Source organism: Sphingobium sp. EM0848 (genome assembly GCF_013375555.1).
Lineage (GTDB): Bacteria > Pseudomonadota > Alphaproteobacteria > Sphingomonadales > Sphingomonadaceae > Sphingobium.
Genome location: NZ_JABXWB010000001.1, coordinates 909,805 through 925,242 on the forward strand (window position 1 = coordinate 909,805; position 15,438 = coordinate 925,242).

At 61.5% G+C, this 15,438-nt stretch carries 13 protein-coding genes; 9 read left to right on the plus strand and 4 right to left on the minus strand.

What is annotated here, in order from left to right; genetic code table 11:
- Positions 1 to 24: 24 nt before the first annotated feature.
- The 3 genes from chrA to HUK73_RS04415 all read right to left on the minus strand — a co-directional run bounded on the left by chrA (position 25) and on the right by HUK73_RS04415 (position 2,700).
- On the minus strand, positions 25 to 1,428 hold the full coding sequence (gene chrA / locus HUK73_RS04405; RefSeq protein ID WP_176590816.1) for a chromate efflux transporter: 1,404 nt from the start codon (positions 1,426 to 1,428) through the stop codon (positions 25 to 27).
- A complete protein-coding gene (locus HUK73_RS04410) occupies positions 1,425 to 2,381 on the minus strand; it encodes a chromate resistance protein ChrB domain-containing protein (protein ID WP_176590817.1) in 957 nt (318 codons plus the stop codon). Before HUK73_RS04410 ends, chrA begins: the two co-directional genes overlap by 4 nt.
- Positions 2,382 to 2,454: 73 nt before the next feature.
- Positions 2,455 to 2,700 (minus strand): hypothetical protein, encoded by a 246-nt coding sequence (locus HUK73_RS04415; RefSeq protein ID WP_176590818.1) that lies wholly within the window; start codon positions 2,698 to 2,700, stop codon positions 2,455 to 2,457.
- Positions 2,701 to 3,066: 366 nt separating this feature from the next.
- On the opposite strand from HUK73_RS04415, the gene HUK73_RS04420 reads away from it, so the two are divergent.
- Genes HUK73_RS04420 through HUK73_RS04445 form a run of 6 tightly spaced genes read left to right on the plus strand, consistent with a single transcriptional unit; the run spans position 3,067 to position 10,932 of the window.
- Positions 3,067 to 5,463, plus strand: coding sequence for a TonB-dependent receptor (locus tag HUK73_RS04420; RefSeq protein WP_176590819.1), 2,397 nt, complete (start codon positions 3,067 to 3,069; stop codon positions 5,461 to 5,463).
- A gap of 40 nt (positions 5,464 to 5,503) precedes the next feature.
- Positions 5,504 to 6,358 (plus strand): xanthine dehydrogenase family protein subunit M, encoded by an 855-nt coding sequence (locus tag HUK73_RS04425; RefSeq protein WP_176590820.1) that lies wholly within the window; start codon positions 5,504 to 5,506, stop codon positions 6,356 to 6,358.
- Positions 6,358 to 6,882, plus strand: a complete 525-nt coding sequence (locus tag HUK73_RS04430; protein ID WP_176590821.1) for a (2Fe-2S)-binding protein — start codon at positions 6,358 to 6,360, stop codon at positions 6,880 to 6,882. The genes HUK73_RS04425 and HUK73_RS04430 overlap by 1 nt, the downstream gene beginning before the upstream one ends.
- A complete protein-coding gene (locus HUK73_RS04435; protein WP_176590822.1) occupies positions 6,879 to 9,269 on the plus strand; it encodes a xanthine dehydrogenase family protein molybdopterin-binding subunit in 2,391 nt (796 codons plus the stop codon). Before HUK73_RS04430 ends, HUK73_RS04435 begins: the two co-directional genes overlap by 4 nt.
- Before the next feature lie 16 nt (positions 9,270 to 9,285).
- Positions 9,286 to 9,957, plus strand: a complete 672-nt coding sequence (locus HUK73_RS04440; protein WP_176590823.1) for an SRPBCC family protein — start codon at positions 9,286 to 9,288, stop codon at positions 9,955 to 9,957.
- Positions 9,958 to 9,987: 30 nt separating this feature from the next.
- Entirely contained in the window at positions 9,988 to 10,932 is a 945-nt protein-coding gene (locus HUK73_RS04445) for an XdhC family protein (protein WP_176590824.1), read from the plus strand.
- A 20-nt stretch (positions 10,933 to 10,952) separates the two neighbouring features.
- Here the strand turns inward: HUK73_RS04445 and HUK73_RS04450 are convergent, their stop codons facing one another.
- Positions 10,953 to 11,501 carry a winged helix DNA-binding protein gene (locus tag HUK73_RS04450; RefSeq protein WP_255326191.1) on the minus strand — a complete coding sequence of 183 codons (549 nt, stop codon included), beginning with the start codon at positions 11,499 to 11,501 and terminating at the stop codon, positions 10,953 to 10,955.
- A 218-nt stretch (positions 11,502 to 11,719) separates the two neighbouring features.
- Between HUK73_RS04450 and HUK73_RS04455 the strand changes: the two genes are divergently transcribed.
- From HUK73_RS04455 to HUK73_RS04465, 3 genes are read left to right on the plus strand one after another with little or no spacing between them, the layout of a single operon-like run.
- The gene (locus tag HUK73_RS04455) at positions 11,720 to 13,066 is read left to right on the plus strand and encodes a Rieske 2Fe-2S domain-containing protein (protein WP_176590825.1); all 1,347 of its coding nucleotides are present in this window, start codon (positions 11,720 to 11,722) and stop codon (positions 13,064 to 13,066) included.
- 3 nt (positions 13,067 to 13,069) lie between these two features.
- The gene (locus tag HUK73_RS27110; RefSeq protein ID WP_218036418.1) at positions 13,070 to 14,107 is read left to right on the plus strand and encodes an FAD-binding oxidoreductase; all 1,038 of its coding nucleotides are present in this window, start codon (positions 13,070 to 13,072) and stop codon (positions 14,105 to 14,107) included.
- On the plus strand, positions 14,104 to 15,432 hold the full coding sequence (locus HUK73_RS04465) for a M20 family metallopeptidase (RefSeq protein ID WP_176590826.1): 1,329 nt from the start codon (positions 14,104 to 14,106) through the stop codon (positions 15,430 to 15,432). Before HUK73_RS27110 ends, HUK73_RS04465 begins: the two co-directional genes overlap by 4 nt.
- Positions 15,433 to 15,438 lie beyond the last annotated feature (6 nt).

The window sequence follows — 15,438 nt, forward strand, 5'->3', positions numbered from 1 at the left end:
CAGGTCGGTCATCATGGTCTCCCATCAGATGAAGAGGACATAGGCCGCGCCGATTGCGGCACAGGCGCCCAGAACGGGCAGGACGCCGATCTTGAAGCGGAACACCGCGATCATGGCGCCGATCGACAGCAGCGCCGCCGGGATGTTGATCGAGGCCAGCACCGGCATGTCTACCGAACCGGTGGGCGTCACGATCGGCCTGACCTGTCCGAACAGCGTGTGGATGGCAAACCAGATGGCAAGGTTGAGGATCACGCCCACCACGGCGGCTGTGATGGCGGTGAGTGCCGAGGACAAGGCTCTGTTGCCGCGCAGCCGTTCGATGAAGGGGGCGCCAGCGAAGATCCACAGGAAGCAGGGGACGAATGTCACCCAGCTTGTCAGAATCGCGCCCAATGTCGCTGCGAGGAGCGGGGAGAGCGGCCCGGCATCACGGAAGGCAGCGAGGAAGCCCACGAACTGCGTCACCATGATCAGCGGTCCGGGCGTGGTTTCCGCCATGCCGAGGCCGTCGAGCATCTCGCCGGGGCGCAGCCAGCCGAAAGTGCCGACTGCCTCCTGCGCGACATAGGCCAGCACCGCATAGGCGCCGCCGAAGGTCACGACCGCCATCTGGCTGAAGAAGCTGGCGATGTGCGAGAACACATTATTTGGCCCCAGTGTCAGGAACAGGGCGAGAACCGGTCCCAACCAGAGCAGCAGCAGTACCGAGCATATCCGCAGCGACCAGCCGAGATTGGGCTTGGCATGGTCGGGCAATGCCTCGCCCAAGGCGGTGTCGCGGTCATGGACAATGTTGCCGCTGGCCGCGCCATGACCGCCGCCGCCCTTGAACTGGGCGATGCCGCTACGCCCGCCGAGATAGCCGATCAGCCCCGCCGCCAGCACGATCAGCGGGAAGGGGGCATTGAGGAAGAAGATCGCGACGAAGGCCGCGACCGCTATCCCTCGCATGACTCCATTCTTGAGCGCCCGCGAGCCTACGCGCACCACGGCCTGCACGACCACGGCCAGCACTGCCGCCTTGAGGCCGAAGAACAGCCCCTCGATCAGGGAGACATGGCCAAACAGAACATAGATGTAGCTGAGGCCCAATATGGCAAGGAAACCCGGCAGCACGAACAGCGCGCCCGCGATCAGCCCGCCCTTGGTCTTGTGCAGCAGCCAGCCGATATAGATGGCGAGTTGCTGTGCTTCAGGCCCCGGTAGCAGCATGCAATAGTTGAGGGCATGGAGGAAGCGCTCCTCCCCGATCCACCTTTTCTCTTCGACAAGGATGCGGTGCATGACCGCGATCTGTCCGGCCGGGCCGCCAAAGCTGAGCGCCGCGATCCGCGCCCAGACGCGGGTGGCTTCGCTCAGGGAAATGCCGTGGTCCCCATCGGAAGGGGCTTCTGTAGAGGCGATGGAAGAGGCGCTGGCCGTCATCGGTCGGACTTCCTGTTGCTGAAAAAGGCGTGGAACTGATTGAGGGTGTCGCTCGCCATCGCGATGCGCTGGAGGTCGTCATCGGTGGACGCGCAGACGCCGGACAGCATGGCGCCGACGCCCGCTGTTTCGGGCCGGGCGAATTTGCCGTCGCCAATGTCGAGTTCGTGGATGATCTCTCCGATCGCGACGAGGGCCGGATCGTCGGTGAGGCTGGCGCGGAGCAGCAGCGTTTCGAAGCTGCACCGATCACCCTCATGGGTGAACTCGGCATCCACCATGTCGAAGCGAAACTCGCCGTCGACCGGATCGTAATGGCGGCTGTCGACAAATTTGAAGCGGGCGTCGGGATCGATGAAGCGGCGGACCAGCCAGGCGCAGGCGATGCGGTCGACATGCACGCCGCTCCGCGTCACCCAGGTTCGACCCAACAGATTGAGCGGTTCCGAAACATCCGATGGCTCGCTCCGGCTGACATCGGGATGCTGGTAGCGCTGGCGATCCAGTTCGGCGAGCGCGGCTTCGGCCTCCTGTCGGCCATGCGCGCCGAAAAAGTCGAGCCTGCCGACCTCTTCAAGCCGTCTCTGGAGCTTTGTGATGTCTGGCCCGCTTGCCGGTCCCGTTTCCAGCAGGCGCCGGGCAGCCTGCGCAATCTCGTCATAATCGGCGTCGCGCGCGGTATCGAACAGCAGACGAACGTCGCTGTCAGACTGGCCGACCAGCAATCTCGCCTCGATCATGATGGCTTCGCCGCCGCTGGCAGTGATCTCCTCCAGCAGGTCGCGGAACGCCGCTTCCGACTCCGGTGAGCGCGGCAGGACATGCACCGCATTTTTGAGCGGTACAGCACCAATCGCCTGTAATCGCCGCCAGATTTTCACGCGCAGATAGGGCGGCTTCGCCGGAAGCTGGTGCAGCAAGGCAAGCCAGAGGGTGGTGTCGGGCAAAATCATGATGCATATGTATCATCATAATTGATTCGTGGAAATGCCTATATCTATGTTGCGGCCTTGCCTTTCTTCCCAATCATGGTTGGCGGTGCTGCCAGCCCTTGTCTGAACGGCGCCGGCCTTTGCCGGAGAAGATGGCTTCTCGCTGAGTGGCAGCGTGCGCCTTCGCTTCGAGGAGATTGAAGGGCAGCCTCGCGCCGGATTCGATCGCGACGACAGCCTGTTCAATATCTGCACGCAGTAGCTTGCCGAATATCGATCCGGCGCGTTTCGGGTGGACGCGGAACTGTTCGACAGCCGCGCCTATGGCGCAATCCGGCATGGTGCGGCCTTGAGCGACGATGGCGAGCGTCGAAAGGCATTTTCGTGACGCAGTAAAATGCTGTCAGAAATTTCTCATTATTTTCAGTGCTATGAGTGGCATTCCCCGCGTGATTCCAATCGCTCACTGGCCCATCCCAAGGCCATAAACGCCATATGCACAGGGCACCCTGCGGGCAAAATCAATTACAATTGATGATCAATGGAATTTCTATTGATTAAATCTTGGAAGTGTTTAAAGCTTCGAATGGGCGTTAAAAATGACCGAATGTGCCGGGCCAGGGCGAAAGCAGGAATGCGCCGTGTCCGCAAAAGAGCACCAAGGCTAGCGCGCCACAGGCTTTTGCTGTGATGGGGAGATATTGGGATGAGTGCCCGTAAGACTGGAGTTCTCAGGCTGTGTCTGGGATCGGTAACGCTGTACGCATTGTCGCCGTTGGTGGCTCAAGCTCAGGAACCGGTGAATAGCGGCGCGGAAATCATCGTTACCGCCAATAAGCGGGAACAATCGATCAACAAGGTAGGCCTCGCCATTACCGCGCTCAGCGGAGATGCACTCAAAAACCAGAATATCGTCTCGTTGAGTGACCTGGCCAATTCCATTCCGGGCCTGAGCTATTCGCCATCGGCCACCCAGACGCCAGTCTACACATTACGCGGCGTCGGCTTCTACGAAACGTCCCTCGCGGCCTATCCGACGACCAGCGTCTATGTCGATCAGGTCCCGCTGTCGTTCCCCGCGCTCTCCACCCATGCCAATTTCGACTTGGAGCGCGTGGAAGTGCTCAAGGGGCCACAAGGCACGCTGTTCGGCCAGAATTCCACGGGCGGTGCCATCAATTTCATCGCGGCCAAACCGACGAAAAGTTTCGAAATAGGCGGCGACCTTTCCTATGGCCGCTTCAATCGCGTCGAAGGCAATGCCTATGTCAGCGGTCCGTTGACGAATACGCTGCGCGCGCGCCTGGCCGTTACTGGAGCACATGCCGACGACTGGCAATATAGCTATACGCGTAACGACAAGCTGGGCGAGGCCGCATATTATGGCGCGCGCCTGCTGCTCGACTGGGATCCGGTCGAAACCGTCAGTGTCGAGGTCAACCTGAATGGATGGCGTGATCGCAGCGATCCTCAGGCGCCGCAATATCAGACCCTGCTGTCACAATCGCCCTCGACTACGGTTCAGGCGTTGCGTGACTTCCCCTTTGCTCCGTTCAAGGCGCGCGCCGCTGACTGGACTCCGTCGACCCGCCCGCATGCGGATAACCGCCTGCTCCAAGGTTCTGCGCGCGTCAATTGGGATGTCGCCGACAATGTTACGGTGACCTCGATCACGTCCTATGTCGATTACAAACCCGATCAGGGGTTCGAAACCGATGGCACCACGTTGAAGGCAGATGATTTTGTCATCGACCGTGGCCGCATCAAATCATTCAGTCAGGAACTTCGGGTCGCAAACAAGCCGAATGGTCCTCTGCGTTGGGTGATCGGTGGCAATTACGAAAAAAGCCACGTCTATGAATATCAGTTGCAGACATTCTCTGACATCAGCACGGCGCCTATTTTCGGATATACCGGTGCCTATGTCTATTCTGACCAGCATATGCGTAACTATGCTTTCTTCGCAAATGCTGAATATGACATCAGCGACCGGATCACGCTAAAGGGTGGCGCCCGCTACACTAATGCACGGCGGACCGCGGCCACCTGTACCGGCGATCCGGGTGACGGCAGCTTCGCCGCCGCGTTCGACGGCCTGGCCAATGCGATTCAGCTTGGTTATTATCCGGTCGCCGGTTTTTCTCCCACCGGTGTTCCCGTGCCGCCGATCGGAATGGGCTGTGCGCCGCTCGACAATACCACGCAGGACGGAACGCCGGCGACCTATTTGCCGGGTGAATTCCACGACATTCTGAAGGAAGACAACGTCTCCTGGCGTGCGGGCGTGGATTACAAGCTGTCGAGCAGCGCACTGCTCTATGTCAATGTCGCCAAGGGCTATAAAGCGGGCAGCTTTCCGATAGCATCGGCCGCGACATTTGAACAGTTCCTGCCGGTCACGCAGGAATCGCTGCTGTCCTATGAGGCCGGCTTCAAGTTTTCGGCCTTCGATCGCCGGCTTCAGATCACCGGCGCGGGATTCTATTACGACTATAAGGACAAGCAACTCCGCTCGAAGATCGTCGATCCGATTTTCGGCGTTCTCGATGCACTCGACAATATTCCCAAGTCGCGGATGATCGGCGCGGAACTCGACATGACGTTGGCGCCAGTTCCGGGCCTGGTGCTGGGCGCGTCCGGTTCCATCCTGGACAGCAAGGTCACGAAATTCGTGGGCCTGGATACGGCGGGTGGATCGATAGACTACAAGGGATCGGTCATTCCCTATACGCCAAAATATCAGTTGCGGCTGTCAGCGGACTATAAATGGCGGATGGGTTCGGCTGAACCTTTTGTGGGCGTGGTCTATTCGACGCGCAGCAAGGCCTCGGCCAATATCGGCGGCGCACGCGGTCTGGTGCTGACGTCGGATTTCGCCTCGTCCGTGCCGATCGAGGACACATATACCATCCCCGGCTATTCGCTGGTGGACCTGCGTGCCGGCGCTTCGTTTGCCGATGGCCGCTGGCGCGTGACAGTGTTCGGCAAGAATGTGTTCGACAAATATTACGTCACGAACATCTTCACCGATTATGACACCATCGCTCGCTTCTCTGGACAGCCAGCGACTTATGGTGTGACTGTAGCGTTCAAGTTCAACTGAGAAGCCGGGCAGGCATGAGACGAAGCGGAGTGTGGAGTTCATGAAGTTTCCGCCATTTTCCTATGCCTGCCCCACATCGCTTGCCGAAGCGATCGACCTGCTGAACGATAATGAGGATTCCCGCCCGCTTGCCGGTGGGCAGTCCTTGCTGCCGATGATGGCGCTGCGCGTTGCCGCGCCGGGGATGCTGGTCGATCTTGGTGATATCGAGATGCTCCGGCAAAATATGGTGTTGCCGGAATCGATGCGCATCGGGGCCATGGTGACGCACGCGACCAATGCGGCGTCGCTCGACATCTGGATGCATTTCCCCCTCATGTCCCAGGCGCTGCATCATGTCGCCCATCAGGCGGTGCGGAACAGGGGCACGTTCGGGGGCAGCATCGCCCATGCGGATGCCGGGGCGGAAATGCCCCTCGTGGTGTCCGCGCTGGACGGCATGCTGCTGCTTCAGGGAAGGGAAGGGGAGCGCTCCGTACCCGCAGCCGATTTCTTCCAGGGCCATTATACGACTGCAATCGAGTCGGGAGAGATATTGACCGGGGTGGAGATTCCCTTTTCCGACATGGACTGGGCCTTTGAGGAAATGGCGCGCCGGTCGGGCGATCTTGCCATTGCGATGGCGGCGGCAGGCGTGCGTATTGAGGATGGCGTCTGCCGTAAGGCGCGGCTGATGTTCGGCAGCATTTCCGATCGCCCGGTCCGCGCGGACGAGGCGGAGGCCTTTCTGATCGGAAGGGAATTGACGCCCCCGGTCATTCGGGAGGTGTCGGCCATGGCGGCGGCAGGCATCCATGCCCGGTCCGACACCCATGCCAGCGCCGAATACCGGCTATCGCTGGCCACGGCGCTGATGCGCCGCGCCCTTACCCGCCTTGCAACCGGAGCCATGTGATGCGGCGCGCAGACGAAGACCAAAGACTGGATGTGGTCGCCACCGTCAATGGACGGGAACGGCGTTTCAGCGTGCTGCCGCGCCTGAGCCTCGCGGATACGCTGCGCGAGGAACTGGGCCTTTATGGGGTGCGGACCGGATGCGAGCATGGCGTTTGCGGCGCCTGCACCATCCTTGTCGATGAACTGCCGGTGCGGTCCTGCCTGATGCTGGGCGTGCAGGCGAACGGGAAGACGATCCGCACTGTCGAAAGCCTTGCCGAGGGCAGCAGCCTGCACCCCTTGCAGGAGGCGTTCCGTCGGCATCATGCGCTGCAATGTGGTTTCTGCACGGCTGGCATATTGGCGACATCGCAGGCCCTGCTCGCTGAAAACCCCTGTCCGACGCGGGAGGAGGTCCGGGAGGTGCTGTCCGGCAATATCTGCCGCTGCACCGGCTATCAGACAATTGTGGATGCGATCATGGACTATGCCGAAAACGGGCAGGCAGGCGTTGCAGGTGGGGAACGGGGACCGGCCGAATGAGCAAGAGCGAAGTCGCCCAGATACGGCCCAAATCCATCGGGACGTCCATCCCGCGCCGCGAAGATCCCGGCCTGCTGACCGGGCGTGCGCGCTATATCGCGGATATCGTGCTGCCCGATATGCTGCATATCGCGATCCTGCGCAGTCCGGTCGCCCATGGCCGGATCAGGCATATCGACACCGCCGCGGCGCGGGCGATGCCGGGGGTGGAACTGGTCTGGACCGGGCAGGACAGCAAGGCGCGTTGTCAGGGGATAGCATCAACCCTTGAACAGAAGGGTTTTGTCGCGACGATCCAGCCGCTGCTGGCCCATGACGAAATATGCTTCGTTGGCGAGGGCATTGCCGTTGTCGTCGCGCACAGCCGCGCGCAGGCGGAAGACGCGCTGGCGCGGATCGAGGCCGATATCGAGGAACTGCCCGTCGTCACTGACGCAGCGGCGGCGATCGACACGGACGATCTGGCCAATGCCGCCGTGCCTGCCAATATGGTCTATCGCTCGAATCGCGTGACCGACCCGGTGGAGGAGGCCTTCGCCAGCGCCGCCATTTCGGTCGAGGGGTGTTTCCACACTCCGCGCGTCAACGCATCGCCCATGGAAACGCGCGGCTTTGTCGCTCGGCATGAATGGACCACGGGCACGTTGACCTGCTGGTCGGCGACACAGATGCCCAGCTTCATCAAGACGATGATCGCGATCTTCCTCCAGTTCCCGGAGCATAATCTGGAGGTGATCACCCCGGCGGTCGGCGGCGGCTTTGGCCAGAAGGCGCATCTTCACCCGGAAGAATTGCTGACCTGCCTGCTCAGCATCGAACTGGGGCGGCCGGTGAGCTGGATCGAGGATCGGCAGGAAAATCTGTTCCGCGCCCCGCAGGCGAAGCAACAGATCAATGACATGGCGCTCGCCGTGGACGATCAGGGACGCTTTCTTGCGCTGCGCGACCGGGTGATCACCGACAGCGGCGCCTATAATTCCCTGCCCTGGACCCCGCTGGTCGAAGGACATGCGGGCATATTGGTCGTCACCGATCCCTACAGGATTGCCGCGCTTTCCGCTGAATCCCTGTCCGTCACCACCAACAAATGCCCGATCGGGGCCTATCGCGGCGTCGGCTTTTCCGCACCGACGCTCGCGCGGGAGGTGTTGATCGACCGGGCGGCGCGGCAATTGGGGCTTTCGCCTTTCGAAATCAGGCGGCGCAATGTGATCCGGCAAGAGGATTTCCCTTACCAGACCCGTGCAGGCATGATGATCCGCGAGGGGACTTTCCTGGAAACGGTGGACCGGCTGGAGGCAATGGTCGGCTATGAGGATTTCCGCAAACGGCAGCAGGAGGCGTTCAGGGAAGGACGGTTGCTGGGTCTTGGGGTTTCGATCTTCAGTGAAGTCAGCGGCATTGGCACGCGTGCACTCAATTTCCTCGATTTTCCGCTCACCTCGCATGATACCGCCACGGTTCGTGTCGAACCGACCGGCAAGGTGACGGTCACGACCGGCATCGTGACCTCGGGCCAGGGGCATCCCACCACCCTGGCGCAGATCGCGGCCGATGCCTTTGGCGTGCCGATGGAAGACGTGACCATATTGGCGGGGAGTACCCATCATGCGGTCGGTTTCGGGACTGTGGCCAGCCGGTCGGCGGTGTTCGGCGCGGGGACGATCGGCCGGGCCGCCGAAATCGTGCGGGGACGGATGCGCGCGGTTGCTGCGCGGCTGCTTCAGGCCGCGCCGGATGATATCGAGATGACGGGGGGGATGGTCCATGTCCGCGACGATCCCGGCCGCACCATGCCGTTCGCGGCGGTCGCGGGCGCGGCCTATTTCGCGGAGGCGACCCATCCCGACGATTTCGATCCCGCGCTGGAGGCGACGGCGGCGTTCGATCCGTCCGACATCGTGCTCGCCAATGGCGGCCATGCAGTCATCGTCGAGATCGACATGGAAACCTGCCTGGCGCGGGTTGAGAAAATGTATGCGGTCGAGGATTGCGGCCGGATGATCAACCCGATGATTGTCGAGGGACAGATAAGGGGTGGCATGGCCCAGGGGGTGGGCATGATCCTGCTGGAAGAACTGGTGCATGACGAGCGGGGGCAACTCATCACCTCCACCTTCCAGGATTATCTGCTGCCGACCAGCCTCGACATACCGGATATCGAGATTTCCCATCTGGAAACGCCGTCCCCGCTGGTGCCCGGCGGCATCAAGGGGATGGGCGAGTCCGCAATGATTTCGACACCGGCGGCGGTGGCGGGTGCGGTCAATGATGCGCTGGCCTGCCTTGGTGTCGCAATCGAACAATTTCCCGCCTCGCCCCAGCGCATATTCGAGGCCTTGTCGAAGGTCGGCGTGATGGATCGAGGCAATAATTTCCCAGTTTGATCAAGGAGCCGGATCGGTGAATTTCCAATATCGCTTCAAATTGCCGGTGCCGGTGGAGCAGGCATGGCCGGTCCTGCTCGACGTTCGCCGTGTCGCGCCCTGCATGCCTGGTGCTGGAATCGAGTCCGGGGAAGGTAATGACTATGTCGGCCGCATGAAGGTGAAGCTCGGCCCGATCGAGATGGCCTATCGCGGGGATTTGCATTTCGTTGAGCGGGACGATGCGGCCCATCGCCTGAAGGTTGAGGGCGTGGGCAAGGAAGTGCGCGGCGGTGGCGGCGCGAAGGCGCTGGTGACGATGCAGGCATCTTCCGTGCCGGGCGGCTGCGAGATTGCAATCGACAGCGAATATGAACTGAACGGCCGCGCGGCGCAGTTCGGAACCGGCATGATCGACGAAATCGGCGGCAAGCTGATGCAGGAGTTCGCCCGGCGTCTTGAGAAACTCATTCTGAACAGCAACGCGCAGGAAAGTGGCCCGACGGTGGCCGCTGCACCCGCGCCATCGATCCCGCAACCCGCGCCCACTGCATCAGCGCCGGCGGGCGGAAAGGATTGGGCGGTGGATGACAATGAAGCACTCGATCTGGTCGGGCTGGCCTGGGGGCCGGTCCTCAGCCGCAGCCTGCCGGTCATCCATCTGCTGATCTCGACCGCGACCTTGATCTATCTTCTCACGCACAAATGATGATGGGCGGCGGTTGAGACAGGGTTGTCGATGAAGGGCGCCACATCCCTTTTCCGGTTTCTGGACGATGCCGCGGCACGGGGAGAGCGCTCTGCGCTGGTGACGATCACCGATGTCATCGGGCAATCGTCCCGCGCGCCCGGTACGCATATGGCCGTCACGGAGAACGGGGATTATCATGGCTCCCTTTCCGGCGGTTGTGTCGAGGCTGCCGTCGTCGGTGAGGCGCTGCGTATCATGGCGTCGGGCGTCACCGAATGGCTGCGTTTAGGCGTCGGTTCACCCTATATCGACATACGTCTGCCCTGCGGCGGCGGCCTTGACTTGCTGATCGTGCCCGATCCTGCGCGGGGCAGCATCGCGACGGTCCGGCATATGCTGGAGGATCGCGAGCCAGTCGCGCTCGCCATCAGCCGGGATGGCGCTCTTGCAGTGGAACGGCCCACGTCCATCACCGGCTGCCGCTGGCGGGGAAAGGCATTTGTGGCGCATCATCATCCCGATCTTCGCCTGATGATCCTTGGCCATGGTGCGGAAACGGAGGTGCTGGCGCGGCTTGCCTTGGGCTATGGCGCTGAGGTCATGGTTCTTTCACCAGACCCTGACATCGTCGCGCGCCTGGCAGGATCGGACATTGCGGCTGCACTGCTCAAGACCCCGGCCCGGTCGGACCATTTGCGCACCGATGCCTATACGGCCGTCGTGATGCTGTTTCACGATCACGACTGGGAACTGGACCTGATCGGTCAGGCGTTGGAGCAGGAGGCGCTGTTCATTGGCGCGATGGGCAGCCGAGCGACGCAGGCGCGGCGGCTGGACGGGTTACGAGTGCGGGGCGTGCCGGACGATATGCTGGCGCGCCTGACAGGGCCTATCGGTCTGATTCCTGCGACACGCGACCCAAACACACTGGCGCTTTCCGTCCTCAGCGAGATCGCGGCGCTATATCAGTCATATATAGTCACGCTCCAATGAGACAGGCGCCTGAAAGCCATTCAGCGCGCCGGCCGTTCGTTAGGCGTGATCGTTGCGCTGTCCCGGCCGGCCTCTTCATAAACGCCAGTCAGGATTGACAGGAAATTGGTCAGCATCTCGAGCTTTTCCGGCGCGTTCTGGATTTCGATCAGCCGATTCATCAATATCTGCGCCTTGATGTCGTGATATTCATCCGTCACCTTTTCACCTAGCTCGGTGACCGCATAGTTGAACTGATTGCCTTTTCCCTCACGGATCTTCTGGACAAGGCCTGCTGACTCAAGCTTGCGAAGGCTGTATTGAATATTGGGTATGTCGTCTCTGTTCATCAGGCGAGCGATCGTCGCGCTGTTTTTGGGGCGGTCCTGCATTCGGATCACATGCAGGATGATATGTTCCGACATCTTCAGGTCACCACCGAGAATGACGGAACCTGTTTCAGCGACGAAACGCGCGAATGATTCCGAAAACCGCAGAATCGACCATTCGAAATTGGTAACCTTATATTCGAAGTCCGATTTTGCGAGGTGCCAGCCTCTGTAATATTTTGCTTCCATCACGCCGCTCATTTCAGATTGCCGGGTCCTGCCTCGGGGGATTGCCTGGTTCATCCCTTACCGCAACGCCAAAACCCCTTCAACGTTCAAATCAGTTTTATCCACTGTCCATTGAATGTCTATTGACTTTCAGTTGACGGTGATGTTTTCTGATGTCGGTTCGGGATGACCGGCGAATCCGGCGCGCAACAGGAAGCGCCGATGAGGAATCAGGAACGGCGGAGAGACTAATGAGCGAGAGCGACACTTCGATCGTGCGGCGGCGTGAGGTTCGTAGTGAGGGCGGCGCCGGCGCGGCGCGCGTGAACGACAGCGGGCTGCAAAGCCAGTATCAACCCTACAAGGACGCAGCCTGGGGTTTCATCAACCACTGGTATCCCGCGCTGTTCAGCGAGGAACTGCCTGAGGAAGCTGTCGAGGGCATCCAGATTTGTGGCGTTCCCATTGTGCTGCGCCGGGTCAATGGCAAGATTTTCGCGCTTAAGGATCAGTGCGTGCACCGCGGCGTGCGCCTGTCGGCCAAGCCGACCTGTTTCACCAAGGATACGATCAGTTGCTGGTATCATGGCTTCACCTTCGATCTCGAAGGCGGCAAGCTGTCGACCATCGTCGCCAATCCCGAAGATCCGCTGATCGGCACGACAGGTCTCACCACCTATCCGGTCGAGGAAGTGGCGGGAATGATCTTCGTGTTCGTGCGCGAGGACGACTTTGCGCTGGAAGACGTGCCGCCGCTGGCGGAAGATCTGCCTTTCCGTTTCCCGGAAAGCAGCGAACGTTTCCCCCATCCGCTGTGGCCCGCGGCGCCCAGCGTTCTCGACGAGAATGCGGTGGTGAAGGGCATGCATCGCACCGGTTTCGGCGACTGGCGCATCGCCTGCGAAAATGGCTTCGATAATGCCCATATCCTTGTCCACAAGGACAACAGCATCGTTCACGCGCTGAACTGGACCCTGCCGCTCGGTATCCTGCCGACTGCGGAGGACTGCATTGAGGTGGTCGAGGATGAGAACGGCCCCAAGGGCATGGTCCAGTGGCTGTTCACCGATAAATGGGCGCCGGTTCTGGAAAATGAAAGGCTGGGCCTCAAGATTGAGGGAATGAACGGGCGATTCTACCGTACTTCGGTGGTGATGCCCGGAGTTCTCATGGTCGAAAACTGGCCAGAGGAACATGTCGTCCAATATGAATGGTATGTACCGATCACCAACGACACCCATGAATATTGGGAAGTTCTGGTGAAGATTTGTCCAACGGAGGAAGACCGTAAGGCCTACGACTATCGGTTCAAGACTTTCTATAAGCCGCTGGCCTTGAATGGCTTCAACGACTGCGACATCTACGCCCGCGAAGCGATGCAGGATTTCTACGCCGATGGGAGCGGCTGGGATGACGAACAGCTCGTTTCCACCGATGTCTCCCCGATCACCTGGCGGAAGCTCGCCTCGCGCTGGAACCGCGGCATCGCCAAGGCGCCCCGTGGTGTGGAGGGCAAGATTCCGACGACCAGCCTGCGCATGCGCCGCACGGCGGAAGGCGTGCCGCCGGGCTATAAAGTCCAGAAGATCGAGGATTGACCCGTGGCCGACGCTGCTGACGTCCTCTTCGCTTTCGCTGACGGGGTGGAACGCTCCGTCAGCATGTCGCCGGGCGAAACCATACTCGACGCCGGTCTGGCCGCCGATCTGCCGCTGCTTTACCAGTGCCGGTCGGGCAGTTGCTCCAGTTGCATCGCGCGGCTGGTCGAGGGGGAAACCCGGCAAGCGGCGGGCCACACCACCTTGTTGCGCAGCGAATATGAAGCGGGCCTGCGCCTGCTGTGCCAGTCGCAGGCTGTCGGCTCCTGCCGTTTCGAACTGGGCTATGACAGTGAGGCAGGGGCGGTCAGGGCGACAAAGGCCAAGGCGTTCGTCGATGAGGTGGAACGGATCGCATCCAATGTGGTGCGCCTCAGGCTGGAACTGGCGGCCGACAATTGGGTTGATTTCCGTCCCGGCCAGTTCTTCCAGATCACTGTGCCGGATGTAGGGGCCGTGCGCAGCTATTCCCCGGCCAGCACGCCCAGGGACTTGCCCCGGATGGAATTTCTGATCCGCCTGCTGCCGGGCGGCGTCATGTCGGAATGGCTGACGAACAGGGCAAAGCCCGATGACGTCCTCGAGATAGAGGGCGCGTTCGGGGCCTTCTTCCTTCGGGAAAAGGTGCGCGCGCCGCATATCCTGGTCGCAGGCGGTACGGGTCTTGCGCCGATGCTGTCCATATTGGATGCGCTGCGGGAACAGTCGGGGCGTAGGCCGGGGATGCTGCTGAGCTTCGGCTGCACCGATCCCGATGCGCTGTTCGGCCTTGATGCGATCAGGTTGCGGGAACAATGGATGCCTACCTTCCGCTCTCGCGTCTCGGTCGATCGAGGGGCGACCGGTAACCTGCTCTCCGGTACTCCGGTGGATGCGCTACGGCCGGAAGACGTCACCGATCCCGACACCGTGGCCTATCTCTGCGGCCCACCCCGGATGATCGAGGCGGCCCATGCCCGGTTGGAGGCGCTAGGCGTCAAACCGGAAAACATCTTCGCGGAACAGTTCGTGCCCAGCGAAACGGCGGGAGTGACCCCATGAAACCCACTGTGCAAATTCCCTTTGGGGAGCAACGGCAGAAATGGTTGGATGCGACGATTGCGCGTCTTGATCCCGAGCGGCTGAAGCGCTTGCTCTTCGCGCTCACCGATATTCACAGCCCGACCGGGGCAACGCGGAATGCCAGCGAATTCATGGCCGCGAGGCTGGGCGCTATCGGCATGAACGCGCGCTATATGCCGATGAATGAACGCACCGGCAATGTCCTCGCCGAAAGGCGGGGCAGCGGCGGCGGCGCAGCGGTGATGCTCTATTGCCCGATCGACACGCATTTGGAGGGCAATGAGGATGACCAGCCCTGGGTCGGCCCATCCCATTTCGTTGACCTCCACCCCAAGGCGAAGCAGTTGGGCGACTGGGTTTACGGCCTCGGCGCGTCCAATCCCAAGGGGATGATTGCAACGCTGACCGAGGTGGCGACCGCGCTGATCGAGGCGGAGGTGCCGCTGACCGGCGACCTGCTCTTCGGTCTGGCCGATGGCGGCATGCCGGTCGATATTGCCGCCCGCGACCATGCGGGCATGTCGAACGGTCTGCACCATCTGCTGGCGCGCGGCGCGGCGGCGGATTTCGCCATCATCATGAAACCGTGGAACTTCGTCTATCATGAGGAACCGGGCATCGGCTGGTTCAAGCTACGCATATTGGGCAGCTACGGCTATGCCGGCGTCCCGCGCGGGACGCCCGGTTTCCGCAGTTCGATCGTGCCGGCGGCGACGGTCATCCCGGAACTGGAGCAATGGCTGATCGACTATGCCGAGCGCAACAACTCGGGCGTGGTGAAGCCCCACGGATGGATTGCGGGCATCCGTTCGGGTTCCGACGAGCGGCCGTCCTTCCCCTCGGCGGTGACGGAACTGTTCTTCGACGTGCGCATCAACCCGCGCACCAGCCCGGCGGAGGTGAAGGCGCAATTCGCTGCCTTCATGCGCGACCTGTCGGCGCGTTTCCCCGATCTGAAACTGGAATGGGAAATGTACGGCTCGGTTCCGGGCGGCACCACCGATCCCGACAACTGGATCATCCAGTCGGCTCGGCGCGGTTGGGAAGCCGTAGAGGGGCGCCCCCATCCCGTGCCCGATCCGCTGGGCGGGCAGACCGACGGCGCGGCGTTGCGGCGTTATGGCGTGCCGACTGCGCGGATCGGCTGGCCCTGGCCGGCGACGGGCTCGCCCGAACCCGTGGCCGAAGGGCTGGGCGGCATGGGCGCGACCTATATCCCCGATCTCATGCCCTGCGCACAGAAGATTGCCTATGCGCTGATCGACACATTGACCCGCCCGCGTAGTGAACTGGGCCTTCCATAATCCAAG

Coding starts and splice junctions, on each gene's coding strand:
- chrA (WP_176590816.1), bottom strand. CDS start 1,428: ATGACGGCCAGCGCCTCTTCCATCGCCTCTACAGAAGCCCCTTCCGAT.
- HUK73_RS04410 (WP_176590817.1), bottom strand. CDS start 2,381: ATGATTTTGCCCGACACCACCCTCTGGCTTGCCTTGCTGCACCAGCTT.
- HUK73_RS04415 (WP_176590818.1), bottom strand. CDS start 2,700: ATGCCGGATTGCGCCATAGGCGCGGCTGTCGAACAGTTCCGCGTCCAC.
- HUK73_RS04420 (WP_176590819.1), top strand. CDS start 3,067: ATGAGTGCCCGTAAGACTGGAGTTCTCAGGCTGTGTCTGGGATCGGTA.
- HUK73_RS04425 (WP_176590820.1), top strand. CDS start 5,504: ATGAAGTTTCCGCCATTTTCCTATGCCTGCCCCACATCGCTTGCCGAA.
- HUK73_RS04430 (WP_176590821.1), top strand. CDS start 6,358: ATGCGGCGCGCAGACGAAGACCAAAGACTGGATGTGGTCGCCACCGTC.
- HUK73_RS04435 (WP_176590822.1), top strand. CDS start 6,879: ATGAGCAAGAGCGAAGTCGCCCAGATACGGCCCAAATCCATCGGGACG.
- HUK73_RS04445 (WP_176590824.1), top strand. CDS start 9,988: ATGAAGGGCGCCACATCCCTTTTCCGGTTTCTGGACGATGCCGCGGCA.
- HUK73_RS04450 (WP_255326191.1), bottom strand. CDS start 11,501: ATGAGCGGCGTGATGGAAGCAAAATATTACAGAGGCTGGCACCTCGCA.
- HUK73_RS04455 (WP_176590825.1), top strand. CDS start 11,720: ATGAGCGAGAGCGACACTTCGATCGTGCGGCGGCGTGAGGTTCGTAGT.
- HUK73_RS04465 (WP_176590826.1), top strand. CDS start 14,104: ATGAAACCCACTGTGCAAATTCCCTTTGGGGAGCAACGGCAGAAATGG.